Raw genomic sequence first — 14,750 nt, 5'->3', positions numbered from 1 at the left:
TATGTCAGATGCGCCGGAGTGAATCGTGAATTTCCAGCAACTTAAAATTATTCGTGAGGCGGCCAGGCGGGATTACAACCTGACCGAGGTCGCCAACATGCTTTACACCTCCCAGTCAGGCGTCAGCCGACATATCCGCGAGCTTGAGGAGGAGTTAGGCATTGAGATTTTTATCCGTCGCGGCAAGCGCCTGCTGGGCATGACGGAGCCAGGCAAGGCATTGCTGACCATCGCTGAGCGCATTCTCAACGAGGCCAGCAACGTTCGTCGGCTGGCAGATCTCTTTACCAACGACGCTTCAGGTGTGCTGACAATCGCCACCACCCATACGCAGGCGCGCTACAGTCTTCCGACCGTTATCAAAGCATTTCGTGAGATCTTCCCGGACGTACGTCTGGAACTGATCCAGGGCACGCCGCAGGAAATCGAAGTGCTGCTGCATAACGGTGGGGCAGATATTGGTATCGCCAGTGAACGGCTGAGCAACGACCCGCTGCTGGTGGCGTTCCCGTGGTTCCGCTGGCATCACAGCCTGCTGTTACCCGCCGATCACCCCCTGAATCAGGTTTCGCCGTTGACGCTGGAAGAGATCGTCAAATGGCCGCTGATTACCTACCGGCAGGGCATTACCGGACGCTCGCGCATTGATGAAGCGTTCAAGCGTAAAGGTCTCACACCGGACGTGGTGCTGAGCGCGCAGGATTCCGATGTGATCAAAACCTACGTCGAGTTAGGGCTGGGGATTGGCCTGGTGGCCGAGCAGTCTGGCGGAGAATATGAGGCCGGAAATCTGGTGCGTCTGGATACGCGTCACCTGTTCGACGCGAATACCGTCTGGCTGGGGCTAAAGCGCGGGCAGCTTCAGCGCAACTACGTGTGGCGTTTTATTGAGCTATGCAACGCGGGGCTGTCGGTGGATGAGATCAAACGCCAGGTGATGGAGCCGGAAGAGGTGGCGATTGATTATCAGATTTAGTCGCTAATCAGTAGGCCGGGTAAGGCGCAGCCGCCACCCGGCAAATTTACCGAACCCACAAAAGCAAAAAGCCTGCTTTAAAAGCAGGCTTTTCAAATTTGGCTCCTCTGACTGGACTCGAACCAGTGACATACGGATTAACAGTCCGCCGTTCTACCGACTGAACTACAGAGGAATCGTGTGAACGAGGCGCATATTATCGACCTGCGTGCGCCTTGTCAAAGGGGAAAACACCGTTTTTGTTCGTTTGCCGACAATTTCAGCAAACCGATGATTTAATAGCAAATTTGCTTTCAAATTGCACAGCAAATCGCGCCGCCCGCAGACAGGCGGCGCGCAGGATCAGAACAGAACGGAGTAGTTCAGACCAAACGTACGGCCACGGCCTTTATAAGTATAAAGACCCGGTGCACCGTAGGTTGGACTATACAGCCCCGGTGCGCGCTGGCCCCAGGCGGTGGTGTAGTCTTTGTCCAGCAGGTTCTCCACGCTGAAGCTGACTTTGCCCACCGGCAGGGCGTAGCTACCCAGGAAATCAACGGTGTTATAGCCATCAATCTTCTTACCGTCGGCGTCAGACACGTCGAAGGTTTGTGTGCTCTGCACGCGCAGGGCCCAGTCGCCCGGCGCCCAGTTCACCCATGCGCTGGCTTTCGACGGGCTGGCGCTGTCGACCGTCAGCTTCTGCCATTTCCCGTTTTCACGCGTTTCGGACTTGATGGCGTTAAAGTTCGCCCCGGTGCTCCAGTCGCTGTCGGTGAAGAAATAATCCACCAGGCCTTCAATCCCGTAGATACGACGTTTGTCGTCTTCCAGGTTGATGGTCATGTCGCTCTTGTTGATGGTGATGGTTTTATCCGAGAGCGAGTAGTAGGCCGCCACCTGGGTACGCAGGTTATCGCCGGTGAAGCGCCAGCCCAGCTCGTAAGCATTGACCTTAATACCGTCCAGCGTTGAGTCGTTCACGTTCACGCTGTTTTGCAGGCGATAGTGACCATCGACCAGCTGATAGGTGCCGGAGCCGTAGTACTTCGCCAGGTCCGGAATTTCGAAGCCCTGGGAGAAGTTAAACCACAGCTGTTGCTGTTCGGTCAGACGTCCAAGGATCCCGGCGTTAAACAGGAAGTTGTTGTAGTCGGTTTTCCCGCCCGGCACCGCGTCAGCGGAGGTGGCTTTGCCCGTGGCGATTGCCTGCTGCTGGGCGTAACCGACAAAATCGTCCACCTTGTTTTCGGTGTACTGGTAGCGCACGCCGCCGCTCAGGGTGATAGCGTCAATGTCATAGCTGGCTTGCAGGAACGGCGCGAGGTTGGTAATGCTGTATCCCGGGTAACGGCCCACGTTGTAGGCGTTGTCCAGCTCCATGCCGCCGCTCGCCGCCGCTTTGCTTAAGTCGAAGAACTGCTGGTTGGCGTCGAACGTTTCGTGATCGGCATCCACACCCCAGGTGAGGGTCAGGTCGTCCATCGGCTTGCTGTTTAGCGTCAGCTTGCCGCCGTAAAAATCGGTTTTCTGCTGGGACGCGCCAATGCTGGTCACCGCGCCTTTGCTCAGCGTCGGGAACGGGTAGTAGGTCAGGCTCTCATCACGGTAGTAAATCTGCGCAACCAGATCCTGCCCCCAGAAGTCGGTGTTCGAGTACTGCAGGTTGATCAGGTGACGCTCTGTGCCCGGGATACGGTCAGAGTCCAGGTTGTCTTTGTTATAGGCTTTGGCATCGCCCGTGACCGCAGCGAAATTCTCTCCGAGGAACAGGCCGTGCTTGCCGTCGGATTCGCTCTTGTAGTACTGGGTGGTTAACTGGAGCTGCTGATGATCGTCGATGTTGATGGTGCCCGTTCCCATCACGTCGATACGGTCGGAATACTGCAAGCCGGTCTGGGTGTTATCGATAATCACCTCGTCGCCGTTGCCGTCATACCAGCCGCCGTAGCGCTGATAGGAGACCGACAGACGTCCAGAGGCATTGTCGTTGCCGCCGCTCACGGCTGCTGAGACGTTCTCATCATGGTCGTTATGGCTGTTAAACCCGCTTTTTGCCCCGGTCTGGAACTCCACTTCGGTCTCCGGCTGGCCTTTTTTGGTGACGATGTTCACCAGACCGCCGGTACTGCCGCCGCCGTACAGCGAGGTGGCGCCGGAAATGACTTCGATACGGTCAATGTTGAACGGATCGATAGAGTCGAGCTGGCGGCTGTCGCTGCGGGACGAGTTCAGACGTACGCCGTCCACCATTACCATCATGGAGCGACCGCGCAGGTTCATGCCGTAGTTGGTACGTCCCTGGCTGCTGACGTCCATGCCGGGGATCAGCTGGGCCAGCACCTCTTTAATCTCTTTCCCGCCCTGAACCTGCTGCTCAATTTCCGCCCGCTCTATAACCCAGGTGGTTTGCGCCATCTCTGCCACGCTGCGATGTGCCCGGCTGGCAGAGACCACAATATCTTCTTCCTTTTGTTCTTCCGCCCACGCAGAGGTAGAAAGCATGGCAAGCAAGCACGGATTTAAAACCCAAAGATGAGAACGTTTCATTGTTATGTTGATCCTGAATGTGTGTGTCAGTACTCGGTGGTCTTCATTAATGATTTAAAAACCTGGCTGCTCTCCGGGCTGGTGGTGCTCCGCCAGTGGATCACGCCGGGGGTGGTTGCCAGTTCAAACGGCTCGTCATCGTGAGCGCGATTCAGAATTCGCGCCGCGCGCCAGGCCATCAGGCTGAGCTGGGGTTCGGCAATACCGAGACGGTGCATCCCGGCATTGACGGCAAACAGGCGGTTGCTCTGCGGGCCGTCCCATTCAAGGGTAAAATCGTTGTTGATGCAGAAGGCTTCATCCTCATCCAGACGCAGTCGGGAAGAGAGCGGGGCGAGAAACGCGGGCTGCACGGCGCGGTAGCCGGTGGCGAAAATCACCACATCGCTTTCAAGCTGTTCGCGCCCGCCGTCCAGGTGATGCTGGATGCTGAGGCGCTGCCCGTTCTCCTGGCGCGTCAGCGCCGTCACCGAGCGGGACGGCATCAGGTGCGCCCAGGGTTTTTCCCGCAGCACTTCGAAGCGGTGATACATGGCACGATAGATGGCCAGCAGCGACTCCGTGGTGATCCCGTCGGAGGTCATCTTCTGCTCCTGCAACATCTGGCGACGGGCGTCGTCACCGAGGGTGGAGAAGCTGTCCACATACTCCGGCGTGAAATATTCGTTAGCAAACGCGGCTTCATCCAGCGCGTTGTAGTTGTTGCGACGCGAGATCCAGTTGAGGCTCAGCGGCTGGCCCCATTCCCCACGGAAGATATTCAAAAACAGATCCGCACCGCTCTGGCCGCCGCCGACGACGGTGACGCGCTTGCCTGCTAAATCCGGCGTGCGCAGCATCATTTCGCTGGCGTGGAAGCAGGTGTCGTCCTGCGCGGTGACGCAGTCTGGCAGATTGATCTGCTTCCCAATCCCCACGCAGACGTGGCGCGCCAGGAAGCGATCCCGCTGGGTCACGACCTCAAACAGACCGTTTTGCTCATCAAAGCTGACCTGCTGCACCTGCTGGCTGAAGGCCAGATTAGTCAGGTTATCCGCCGCCCAGCACAGGTAGTCGGCAAACTCCTCGCGCGAGACGGTGCGCTGCTCGGTAGTGAGGAAACGGTAGAACTTTTTGCGCTGTACCAGGTAGTTCAGGAAGCTGTGGCGGTTGGTTGGCTCCACGGCGCTGACCAGATCCTTCAGGAAGCTGGTCTGCATATGGCAGTCCGGTACCATCATTCCCGGGTGCCAGGAGAAGTGCGGCTTGCGTTCAAGAAACAGCGAGCTAAAACCGTCCAGCCCCTCTGCCAGCGCGGCAATACTGAGGTTGAACGGACCGATACCAATGCCGATGAAATCATAGGTTTTCATTGCGCTGACTCCTGGGAGACCAGAAAAAGAGGGTTATCAAGATCGCAGACGTAGTTCGGCAGCATGCGGCTGCCGCCATCGTGTTCAGAGAAGGTCAGTTTGACCGGGTTGAGGATCACGCGAATTATCTGCGGCTTAAACAGGTCGAACTTCGCGAAGCGCGCCGCAAGATCCGGATGGGCGGCCATATAGCGACGTAACACCTGCGCCAGGATCTGATAGAAGCGGGTTTCGCTCACGCCGCATTGCAGAGTGAGACGGGAAATAAAGCGCAGCACCGTGACAAAGTTGCCGGTTTGCAGGTCGTGGATGATGTAATCCGCACTGAGGCGTGCGGTGACGGCTTTTACCTGCTCCGGCAGGCTCTGCGCCTGCGGGAAATCCTCGTCCACCAGGCGCATGTCGCCCTGGAAATCCTTCAGCAGAATGCGCTGTGGGACGTAATCTTTCATCACCAGCGTGACGTTCTGGCCGTGGGCGATGAGCGCCACCCCGTAGCGGCAGAGCAGGTGATAGAAGGGGATCACCGTCGCCTCAAACAGCTTTTCCAGCCATGCGTCTGCGGTTAACCCCGAGCGTTTGATCCATGCGTCAATCAGCGGGCGCCCGTCGTTATCGGTTTCCATCAGCGCGGCCATCAGCACCGCCTGTTCGCCATCCTGTAAATAGCAGGATGGGTTCTCGCGCCAGATCACCCCCAGCATCTCCTGATAGCGGTACGGCGCCTCAGGCAATGCGGCATAACCCGGATGCGACAGATATCCGGCTGCGGGTTCGCCAAGCACCTGCGCCCCGGAGTGAATCAGCGTGGCATCGCTGGCGAACTGCTGCTGTAGCCAGCGCGAGGCCAGCGGACCGGCGGCAATATACTTGCCCGGAATACCGCGGTAGCAGGAAGTGTTGTAGATGGTCAGCGGCAGCTTGATGTCATACGGCGCGCGACGGCTGGCGTTGGTCAGCGTGCGCAGGGACTGCTGCGCCAGATACTCATCGCCGAACTCTCCCAGCTCCACCATCTCACCGCGCGCGAGCTGTGCCAGGAAATGAATGGCAATTTTTTGCTGCCACTGCCACGGATGCAGCGGCACCGGCAGCCAGCTGTCGTCCAGATCCAGTTCCTGCCAGCGGGCGTCGAATCGGGTGCGCTCGGCATCATCCATGGCGCTGGCGAGCAGGGTGTTGATATCGCAATCGGCGTCACTGCTCCAGACCAGACGATCGCGTTGCACGGCGACCCAGTGCAGACGAAAACGCCCGCGATATTCCGGCGCGTACAGGCGCAGGGCATCCAGCCCCCAGCCGCGGCGTCCCTTGTTAAAAATAAACTTCGGGTGACCGCGCATCAGGCACTGTAGTTCGTCCGGGTCGAGGTGGATCAGCGCATCGGCATCCAGCGTGTCACGCGCCTGCAACAGCTGCATGTCGCCCCGCAGCGTGGCGTAGAGATCTTCCATGTGCTCCGCCGTTTGCGCGTCGCTCATCTCCAGCACGGTGGCCAGTTGCAGCAGCGCGTTTTCCGCTTCGACCGCCGCGCCGCTGGCGGTGGTGAGGGTATCAGGGTCAATATGCAGCCAGCCCCAGATCCCACGCGTGGCGCTAAACTGCCAGGTCGCGTTGCCCATACTGATGCGCCAGTAGTCCGCCGAAACCGGCTCGGCGCGCAGGGTGCGTTCATATTCCAGTTCAGCGAGGATCTTCGCCACCATCTCGCGGTTCACTTTCTGCCAGAGCGCGTTCACAGTTCCACCTCATGGAAGAAGCGGTGACGCTCGCTCATGATGAGACGGGAGCGTTTGTGCGGGAAGTCGAACTCTTTCACCGTGTCGAAACCGGCAGACGCCAGATGGCGGAACAGACGCTGGTTGTCGAAGCGCGGTTCCGCCACAATGCGCGCCGTACGCGGTTCATCGAGATACAGATAGTGGCTGAGGCCGCGTAGCCAGCTGCGGATATACTGCGCCCCGCGCCAGTTCTCTTCACCCACCAGCATATGTAGCCCGCGGTCAAACGGCTGCCAGCGATAGTGGCGGCCAATGCGGTCTTCCGCCGCCCAGTAGAGTTCAAAATAGCCGAACGGCTGGTCGTCAAAGCAGCCGATCACCGGGTAACAATAGGTCGAGTCGAGCTGACGGCGCAGGTAGTTTTCCTGCTCGGCCTCCGGGCCCGCCATCTCCCAGAAGGCGTTCACGCGTGGGGTGTTCATCCAGCGGGTAAAACGCTCGCCGTCCAGCGCCACGTCCGCCACGCGGAAGCTCAGGGTGCGCTTAATCTGCGGATCGTAACGGCGATACACTTCGCCCTGCGGACGATGAGGGCGCAGCGGGAAGTACAGCTGACGGCTTTCATCAAACTGCATTCCGCCGCTCGCCTGCGGACGTTCGCCTTTCAGCCACAGCGGCAGCTGCCAGAATATTTCGCGCGCCAGATAATCCCCGTTTGCGATGCTAAACAGCGCCTGCGCCTGAGGTTCATCCTGCCAGGCGGCCCACGGCAGGGTAATGCCGGTCAGGGCGGGGGAGGCTACAAACAGCTGGTCGAGGGCGTCCACCAGCCAGCCGTCCGGGAGCCCGGCCAGACGCGCAAGGACCGCGCTGCCGTCAAGACCCAGCGTCAGCGGCAGGTTTTGTTCCGTGGCCGTACAGCGAAAGCCGTAGCCGGAATGGACGATGTTCGCGTTTGCCATCACGCCTTCTCCTTATAAAACGGGTTGCTAAAGTCGAAATAGATCACCGCCGGATCGACGATGGTGTTTTCGTTGCGATCGTGCAGGTAGCAGAAGAAGTTGCCTTTGCAGTTCCAGGTCGGGCTGTCGAGCACATAATCAAGGCAGCGGGTCTGCTTCGCCGTCGTGCGCAGTTTGGCCAGCGCGTCACGCACGCGGGGCATCAGGTTCTCTTCGCTGTCGAAGCCGGCAGCGGCGAGCGCGGCGGTGACGGCAAGGGTAGAGTTCAGCAGCAGGTAATAAGGGAAGTAGCGCAGCAGCTGGCTCTCACTGAAGCGGTTTTCCACCTCGGTTTCGCCTGCCTCTTTCAGCCACGCGTCGGCCCCTTCGGTCCAGGCGCTGCCCTGACAATCGCGGTAGATCAGCCCAACGGGGAAATCCTGCTGCATCTCAACGAGGATATTTTGCTGGTGCGCCAGCAGGACCAGACCGTAGTCCGCCTCGGCGCTGAACAGCGGAAGCAATACACGGTCGCAGTAGGCGTCCAGCCAGCAGCGGGCGGCCTGGGCGAGCGGGAGATCCAGACGCTGGCTCAGACGGCGCACCGCTGCCGCCAGCAGGCTGTCGCCGCCGTCCGGTGCCGCCTGGGTCAGGCTCACCAGCACGTTGGTTTGGGTATCTGGCGTATCAAACAGCAGGTTGACGCGCAGGGCCATCAGGCTCTCTTCCTGAATGACGCCGCTTTCATCGCGCAGCCCGGCCCAGCCGTCTTCCTGCATCACGCGCATGGTCGGGTAGCGCGCCTGGAGTTCCTGCCAGCGTGCCGTTTTCGCCAGCCGCGCCAGGCGCATGCCGCGCTTAACTTCTTTGACCGACAGCGTGCGCACGGAGTTGGTCAGCCGCACGCTGAGGGAAAACTTAATCATGTCGCTATTGGTTTCGCTGTACAGCGAGCGGGAAGAGCTGGTAGGCAGCCACTGTGCGCCCGCCTCGCCAAGATCCCGCAGGGCGCCTTTTTCAACCAGACGCTGGCACCACGGCTGCTCCAGCAAATAGGCAGCCTGCCACGGATGCATCGGCAGCAGCCAGCGGGTGTCGGTGAAGTGGCCGAGAAGATCCGGCGCACTCTGGGCCGCGAAGCGCAGCAGACGTTCACGCAGGGAGACGTTCAGACTGTCCCCGGCAATCAGTTCATGCTCAACCGCAAACCAGCGCAGCGGGAAGCGCGAGGCGAAATCCGGCAGATAGCGGCGCGCCTCGGCCTCGTTAAACGGCTCGTGCGACTTTGGGGCAGGATGAAAAGCATGGCCGACCAGCAGCGCCTGTTCCGCTTCGGCAAAGGTCAGCGGCTTATCGCGCAGGTTTGCCCAGTTGTGGCGTAAATCAATGGCCTGCCAGGTGTGCGTATGGCTCTCCAGGACGCGCTGCTTAAAGCGGGCCAGCGTATCGGCGTCCAGAGCGCCTTTTACTGTCTCTTTTTCAAGAATGAAATCAATCAGTTGATGGAATGTGACTGTGTCACCGCCGTCGCTGTCGGCCTGAATCAGCGTGGCCGGGAAACAATACTGGTGATGTTGCGTGGGGGAGAAATAGCGTACCGGAACCCGGATGGCCTGGGTTGGTGAGAGCGGGATATGTATCTGCGATAACTCATCCGCACGGGTTGCGGGAAGATAGTGCCAGTCCTTCGTTTCGCGCAGCAGCGCGTTCAAAAAACACTGGGCCGCAACATCTGTACCGGCGGAGCGGGGCAGAGCACGCATAGATGTACCTCATTCCATGACTGATAATAATTCTCGTTATGATATTCATTCTGTTTACAGCTGCAACTATTTTTGCAATATTTGTTTTCATAAACTTCATAATTTCCACACATTTATTGATATTATCTTCACAATTCTATGCGCACCTGTACTGAGAACATCACTGACAATATGGCCCCGAAGGCAAACTGGCCCCTTGCACTGGGCGCCGGTTTATTGGGTATCGGACAAAACGGTTTGCTGGTCATGCTGCCGCAGCTGGTCTCCCTGACCGGACTGTCGCTCTCCGTCTGGGCCGGGCTGCTGATGTTCGGCTCGATGCTCTTTTTACCCGCATCGCCCTGGTGGGGACGCCAGAGCGAGCGGCACGGCTGTAAGGTCGTGATGCTGGCCTCGTTAGGCGGCTATCTGGCGAGCTTTGTCGTGATGGCGCTGGTGGTCTGGGCGATGGCCAACGGCGCGCTGAATGCCCTCTGGGGAATGGCGGGCCTGGTTCTGTCGCGCATGCTGTACGGCCTGACGGTATCGGGGCTGGTGCCTGCGGCCCAGACGTGGGCCATTCAACGCGCGGGGCTGGATAAAAGAATGGCGGCGCTGGCAACGATAAGCTCTGGCCTTAGCTGTGGGCGTCTGCTGGGACCGCCTCTGGCCGCGCTGATGCTCAGCGTCAGCCCGGTCGCACCGCTCTGGCTGATGGCGCTGGCGCCGTTTATCGCGCTGCTTCTGGTGCTGCGCGAAGCCGCCGATCCCCCGCTGCCGCCGGTGGCGCACCAGTCGACGCGGTTACAGGCCTCTATGATGCCTTTCCTGCTGCTGGCGCTGCTGCTGGCGGCGCTGGTCAGCCTGATGCAGCTTGGTTTATCGCCGCATCTTCATCCGTTATTTAATGGCGATGCCGTGCAAATCAGCCATCATGTTGCCCTGCTGCTGAGCCTGGCCGCGCTGGCGACCCTGGCGGCGCAGTTTCTGGTGGTACGCCCGCAGCATTTTAGCCCGAGGGTTTTACTCTTAATTGCCGCGGTCTTGATGGTGGCGGGGCTTGGGCTGATGTGTCTCGCCAGTTTAGCCCTGTTCTACGTGGGCATTGTCATCACCTCGCTGGGTGCCGCCATGGCCACGCCGGGATACCAGCTTTTGCTCAACGATCGGCTGACGACGGGCAAAGGGGCAGGGGTGATCGCCACCAGCCATACGCTGGGGTACGGGGCCAGTGCGCTGCTGGTACCCGTGGTGACGCGCTTTTACGGTGAGCAGTTTTTGATTACTGCCGCATGGGGAATGGCGCTGCTGTTTCTCGCGGTGAGCGTGTGGGTACGATCGACCGATCGTACCCCTGCTGAACATTAGTGGAACGGATGAGAGGAGGTGCTGGCTGCGTCCTCACTTTGCCGCAGACGCTGGAGCGGATCCTGCTGGTAAAACTGGCAGAAACGCTGCCACAGCGCCGGGAAGCGTGGGGCGAAAAGCTCAGGTGCGCTAAAGAAATACTCGGACAGCACCGCGAAGCACTCGGCGGGATCGGTCGCGGCATAGGCATCAATGCTGGCCGCGCTTTCACCCACCAGGTCTATCTCATCCTGAATGTTTTCCATCGCCGCGTGCAGGTCGTGCTCCCATCCCGCGACTTCACGCAGCGGGATCAGCGGCACGCCGCTGGCGCGATCGCCGTTGCGGGTATCCAGCTTATGCGCTACTTCGTGAATGATCAGGTTGAAGCCCGAGGCATCGAACGAGTCCTGAATATCCAGCCAGTTGAGGATGATCGGCCCTTGCTGCCAGCTCTGCCCGGACTGCACCATACGCTGGTTGTGCACCAGCCCGATGTCATCCTCCCACTCATCATCGACGATAAACGGCGCCGGGTAGATCAGCACTTCATGGAAGCCATCCAGCCATTCGATACCCAGCTCCAGTACCGGTAAGCAGAAGAGCAGGGCGATGCGCGAATTTTTAAGCGGATCCAGTTCGAAGCCCTGTAGCGGCACCAGCCGTTTTTGCTGTAAAAAACGCTCGGCCAGCTGAATCAGCTTTGATTGCTCTTCAGGCAAGAGATTCGCCAGCACGGGGATCGCCAGAGCCTCATCCCAGGGCAGCGCCATATTTCGACCAGCTTCGTTCGTTTTCCAGGGCCACTTAATCATCGCTTTGCTCGTTACTCGCACGTGAACAAAATGGAAAGGTCAGGGGCTGTTAGCATGCCAACATACTCTGTTAAGCAGTATGACACTCCTCTTCGGCGGCATGCAGACTGGCAGCCTGTTTAAGAGGAATCCAGCCCGCATAAACTATCACTATGTGCCGTAAGGTTGATAGCGCTTTAGGGGTATCCCCTTCATTTTGTGAAGTATGTCGTACGCGGCTATGATAAATCTCTTCTTACCCTACCGTGCTTAAGGATCCCGTCAGTATGCCCGTCAATTTTGACCTCAACGATCTCTACGCCTTTCGCGCTTTACTGGAATACGGCAATTTCCGTCTTGCGGCAGAATCTATCTGCCTTTCCCAGTCGGCGTTGAGTCGCAGAATTGAAAAGCTGGAGGCGGCACTGGGGACAAAACTGTTCGACAGAACCACCCGGCGCGTCACGCTGACCCTGTATGGACAGACCTTTGCCGACCGGTGCGGGCAACTGCTTGTCGACGTGGAGTCCATGCTTTCGGATATCGATAAGGCCAGCGAGGAGCGCACGGGATTAATCACCGTGGCGACGGTGCCGTCAGCCGCCTGTTACTTTATGCCGGATGTGATCCGCCGCTTTCAGTCCCGTTACCCCCGCGTGCGCATTAAACTTATCGACAGCAGCGCCGGAAATGTTATCGAGGCCGTCACCCGCGGACAGGCGGATTTTGGTATCTGCTTTGCCCGGAGTTTACAGCCCGACATCGAGTTTGTCCCGCTGGTGGAAGACGTCTACGTGGCCGCCTGCCGACGAGACAGCCCGCTTGCAAAAAGAAAAAGCCTGACGTGGCAGGCTTTTTATCAGCAGGATTATATCGGTCTGGATAAGACCTCCGGCAACCGCAATCTTCTCGACCAGCGGGTCGGACATATTCGGCCTGAGCGCCCCAGCATCTGCGAAACGCGGCACGTGACGACTATGCTCGGGATGGTTGAAGCCGGGATCGGCATTGCGGCCGTTCCCGCCATGTCAATGCCCCGCGCAGAGCATTCGCTGCTGACGTCGGTGCCTTTAACCGAGCCAGAGGTCAGGCGAACCGTGGGGTTGATTCGCCGCCGCGGGCGGATCCAGTCCTACATTGCTGCCGAACTCGAAACGCTGATCACCGAGCAGTATCGCGAGGTGCACTGACGGGCGTTAAGCCCGTTGCCGTAATGACGCTGGCCGCCTGTGGCGAGGAGAGAAAGGCCAGCAGCGCTTTTCCCTGTTCGGGATGGTCGGCCTTCTGCGTTACGGCTCCGGCGAAACGGGTAATGTACTGCATGTCGTCAGGCAACTTACCCACAAACGTCACGCCCGGGACCGGCAGAAGCTCGCTCACCTGCTGAAAGCCGAGATCGTATTTCCCTTTTGCCACTTCAGACGCCACCGGGATGCGCTCAACCCGGTGCGCTTTATTTTGGACCTGGCCGTCGATGCCCAGCTTACGGAACAACTGGCTCTCAACATACCGGCCGCTGGCGCTGTCGGAATAAGCCATGGAATGCGCCTTCAGCAGCGTTTGCCGCAGGGCGGGTACCGTACTGATATCCGGCACCGGCGCGCCCGCTTTGACGACCATCCCGACGGGCGAATCCGCCAGCTCCACGCGGGAGCCCGTCGCCGTCCTGCGATCCTGTTCCAGTTTCGCCAGCGCATCTCCAACCATAATCACCACGTCCGCTTTTTCGCCCCGGGCGAGCCGGGCCGGAATGGCCTGCGGTGTTTTGCCCATCGACGGGCCGGAGACCACAATGAGCCTGTCGCCGCTTTGCGCTTCGTACTGCGGCGTCAGCTTCTCCAGCGCCGCTTTGAAGCCGCCAGAAATCATCACCGTTACATCCTGCGCAAGCGTGCCCGCGCTGAGGGTGGCGAAGGTCAGGGCGGCAATCACCGTTCTGAATGTAAGCATGAGGGATCACTCCTTAACGGCGGTTTGCAGGATTAACGTGCGACGACGATAGAGATAAAGCGTTGCCAGCAGGGCGCAAACGGCGGCAAAGCTCATCCAGTAGCCCGGGGAGGCTTTGTCGCCGGTGTACTCAATTAAGGCGGTAGAAATCACCGGCGTGAAACCGCCAAAGACCGCCGTTGCGAGGCTATAAGCCAGCGAGAAGCCCGCCACACGCACCTCTGCTGGCATGATCTCCGTCAGGGCCGGGATCATCGCGCCGTTATACAGGCCGTAGAGGAAAGAGAGCCACAGCAGCACGGTCAGCATCATGGAGAAACTCGGGGCTGCCGCCAGCATCGTCAGTGCCGGATAGCTGGTCGTCAGCGCCAGCAGCGTCATGGCAATCAGCACCGGTTTGCGTCCGAAGCGGTCCGACAACGCACCGCCTATCGGTAGCCAGATGAAGTTAGAAATGGCTACCAGCAGCGTGACCAAAAGACTGTCCGAGGCGCTGAGCATCAGGACTTTTTTACCGAAGGTCGGCGCGTAAACGGTGATCAGGTAAAACGCGGTGGTGGTCATCGCCACCATCAGCATACCCGCGACGACTACTGGCCAGTTGGCGAGCAGCGTTGTGAAGACCTGACGCATCGCCAGATGGTGGCGACGGGCGCTGAATTCCTCGGTCTCCTCCAGCTTGCGGCGCAGGAAAAAGATGAACGGCACAATCAGACAGCCAAACAGGAACGGAATACGCCACCCCCATTCGCGAATGGCACTCTCTTCCAGCACCATATTCAGCGCAAAGCCCATCGCCGCCGCGATCATAATGGCGACCTGCTGGCTACCCGACTGCCAGCTGGTGTAGAAACCCTTGCGGCCCGGCGTGGCGATCTCCGCCAGATAAACCGAAACCCCGCCCAGCTCGGCGCCTGCCGAAAAGCCCTGCAACAGGCGGCCGGTCAGCACCAGTAGCGGCGCCCACAGGCCAATGCTCTGATAAGAAGGGATCAGCACAATCAGAAAGGTTCCGGCGGCCATAATCGACAGGGTGACGATCAGTCCTTTACGGCGACCCACTTTATCAATGTAAGCCCCCAGCACAATGGCCCCGATCGGACGCATCAGAAAGCCCGCGCCAAAGACGGCGAAGGTCATCATCAGCGACGCAAATTCACTGCTTGCCGGGAAGAACGTGTGGGCGATGTAGGTGGCATAAAAGCCGAACAGAAAGAAGTCGAATTGCTCAAGAAAGTTGCCCGACGTGACGCGGAAAATCGCGCCCGCTTTCGAACGAACCGTTGCAGGTGAGGTTGAGGAAACCATGATTATCTCCAGTTTTATAGTGACGTTATGCTCGTCTGTTTCTGAAAACTGGATCAGGAAGTGGAAATTGATAAGCGCAAATCGCGC

At 59.0% G+C, this 14,750-nt stretch carries 11 protein-coding genes and 1 tRNA gene; 3 read left to right on the top strand and 9 right to left on the bottom strand.

What is annotated here, in order from left to right; translation table 11 throughout:
* Nucleotides 1-25 precede the first annotated feature (25 nt).
* The gene (gene cbl / locus CKK19_RS08470; RefSeq protein WP_003859532.1) at nt 26-976 is read left to right on the top strand and encodes an HTH-type transcriptional regulator Cbl; all 951 of its coding nucleotides are present in this window, start codon (nt 26-28) and stop codon (nt 974-976) included.
* A gap of 99 nt (nt 977-1,075) precedes the next feature.
* On the opposite strand, the gene CKK19_RS08465 is transcribed toward cbl, so the two are convergent.
* The 6 genes from CKK19_RS08465 to CKK19_RS08440 form a co-directional block, all read right to left on the bottom strand.
* Nucleotides 1,076-1,151 (bottom strand) — tRNA-Asn (locus CKK19_RS08465).
* Between the two features lie 167 nt (nt 1,152-1,318).
* Nucleotides 1,319-3,508 carry a TonB-dependent siderophore receptor gene (locus CKK19_RS08460; protein WP_063853269.1) on the bottom strand — a complete coding sequence of 730 codons (2,190 nt, stop codon included), beginning with the start codon at nt 3,506-3,508 and terminating at the stop codon, nt 1,319-1,321.
* 26 nt (nt 3,509-3,534) lie between these two features.
* Nucleotides 3,535-4,860, bottom strand: coding sequence for a lysine N(6)-hydroxylase/L-ornithine N(5)-oxygenase family protein (locus CKK19_RS08455; RefSeq protein ID WP_023306541.1), 1,326 nt, complete (start codon nt 4,858-4,860; stop codon nt 3,535-3,537).
* Nucleotides 4,857-6,599 (bottom strand): IucA/IucC family protein, encoded by a 1,743-nt coding sequence (gene iucC, locus CKK19_RS08450; RefSeq protein ID WP_074174371.1) that lies wholly within the window; start codon nt 6,597-6,599, stop codon nt 4,857-4,859. Before iucC ends, CKK19_RS08455 begins: the two co-directional genes overlap by 4 nt.
* Nucleotides 6,596-7,543 carry a GNAT family N-acetyltransferase gene (locus tag CKK19_RS08445; protein ID WP_063853268.1) on the bottom strand — a complete coding sequence of 316 codons (948 nt, stop codon included), beginning with the start codon at nt 7,541-7,543 and terminating at the stop codon, nt 6,596-6,598. Before CKK19_RS08445 ends, iucC begins: the two co-directional genes overlap by 4 nt.
* Nucleotides 7,543-9,285 (bottom strand): IucA/IucC family protein, encoded by a 1,743-nt coding sequence (locus tag CKK19_RS08440; protein WP_225455088.1) that lies wholly within the window; start codon nt 9,283-9,285, stop codon nt 7,543-7,545. Before CKK19_RS08440 ends, CKK19_RS08445 begins: the two co-directional genes overlap by 1 nt.
* A 138-nt stretch (nt 9,286-9,423) precedes the next feature.
* Here CKK19_RS08440 and CKK19_RS08435 point away from each other — a divergent pair, with 138 nt between their 5' ends.
* Nucleotides 9,424-10,632 carry an MFS transporter gene (locus CKK19_RS08435; RefSeq protein WP_038416336.1) on the top strand — a complete coding sequence of 403 codons (1,209 nt, stop codon included), beginning with the start codon at nt 9,424-9,426 and terminating at the stop codon, nt 10,630-10,632.
* Here CKK19_RS08435 and mtfA read toward each other — a convergent pair.
* The gene (mtfA, locus tag CKK19_RS08430) at nt 10,629-11,426 is read right to left on the bottom strand and encodes a DgsA anti-repressor MtfA (RefSeq protein ID WP_022648578.1); all 798 of its coding nucleotides are present in this window, start codon (nt 11,424-11,426) and stop codon (nt 10,629-10,631) included. The two genes, CKK19_RS08435 and mtfA, sit on opposite strands and share 4 nt — an antisense overlap.
* A 266-nt stretch (nt 11,427-11,692) precedes the next feature.
* Between mtfA and CKK19_RS08425 the strand changes: the two genes are divergently transcribed.
* Complete coding sequence (locus CKK19_RS08425; RefSeq protein WP_023300505.1) at nt 11,693-12,595, top strand: LysR family transcriptional regulator; 903 nt, start codon at nt 11,693-11,695, stop codon at nt 12,593-12,595.
* Here CKK19_RS08425 and CKK19_RS08420 read toward each other — a convergent pair.
* Nucleotides 12,567-13,355 (bottom strand): substrate-binding domain-containing protein, encoded by a 789-nt coding sequence (locus tag CKK19_RS08420; RefSeq protein WP_063853267.1) that lies wholly within the window; start codon nt 13,353-13,355, stop codon nt 12,567-12,569. The genes CKK19_RS08425 and CKK19_RS08420 overlap by 29 nt on opposite strands.
* 6 nt (nt 13,356-13,361) lie before the next feature.
* Nucleotides 13,362-14,663 carry an MFS transporter gene (locus CKK19_RS08415; RefSeq protein WP_063853266.1) on the bottom strand — a complete coding sequence of 434 codons (1,302 nt, stop codon included), beginning with the start codon at nt 14,661-14,663 and terminating at the stop codon, nt 13,362-13,364.
* Between the last annotated feature and the right edge of the window lie 87 nt (nt 14,664-14,750).

This window comes from Enterobacter sp. CCUG 70166, assembly GCF_020224095.1.
In the GTDB taxonomy this organism is placed as follows: domain Bacteria; phylum Pseudomonadota; class Gammaproteobacteria; order Enterobacterales; family Enterobacteriaceae; genus Enterobacter; species Enterobacter intestinihominis.
The sequence above is the reverse complement of the archived record's forward strand: the minus strand, read 5'-3'. Positions and strand labels throughout refer to the sequence as shown.

Bases quoted from the DNA above. Each gene is read 5' to 3' on its own strand.
- CKK19_RS08460 (WP_063853269.1), bottom strand. From the start codon at position 3,508: ATGAAACGTTCTCATCTTTGGGTTTTAAATCCGTGCTTGCTTGCCATG.
- CKK19_RS08455 (WP_023306541.1), bottom strand. From the start codon at position 4,860: ATGAAAACCTATGATTTCATCGGCATTGGTATCGGTCCGTTCAACCTC.
- CKK19_RS08445 (WP_063853268.1), bottom strand. From the start codon at position 7,543: ATGGCAAACGCGAACATCGTCCATTCCGGCTACGGCTTTCGCTGTACG.
- CKK19_RS08440 (WP_225455088.1), bottom strand. From the start codon at position 9,285: ATGCGTGCTCTGCCCCGCTCCGCCGGTACAGATGTTGCGGCCCAGTGT.
- CKK19_RS08435 (WP_038416336.1), top strand. From the start codon at position 9,424: ATGCGCACCTGTACTGAGAACATCACTGACAATATGGCCCCGAAGGCA.
- mtfA (WP_022648578.1), bottom strand. From the start codon at position 11,426: ATGATTAAGTGGCCCTGGAAAACGAACGAAGCTGGTCGAAATATGGCG.
- CKK19_RS08425 (WP_023300505.1), top strand. From the start codon at position 11,693: ATGCCCGTCAATTTTGACCTCAACGATCTCTACGCCTTTCGCGCTTTA.
- CKK19_RS08420 (WP_063853267.1), bottom strand. From the start codon at position 13,355: ATGCTTACATTCAGAACGGTGATTGCCGCCCTGACCTTCGCCACCCTC.
- CKK19_RS08415 (WP_063853266.1), bottom strand. From the start codon at position 14,663: ATGGTTTCCTCAACCTCACCTGCAACGGTTCGTTCGAAAGCGGGCGCG.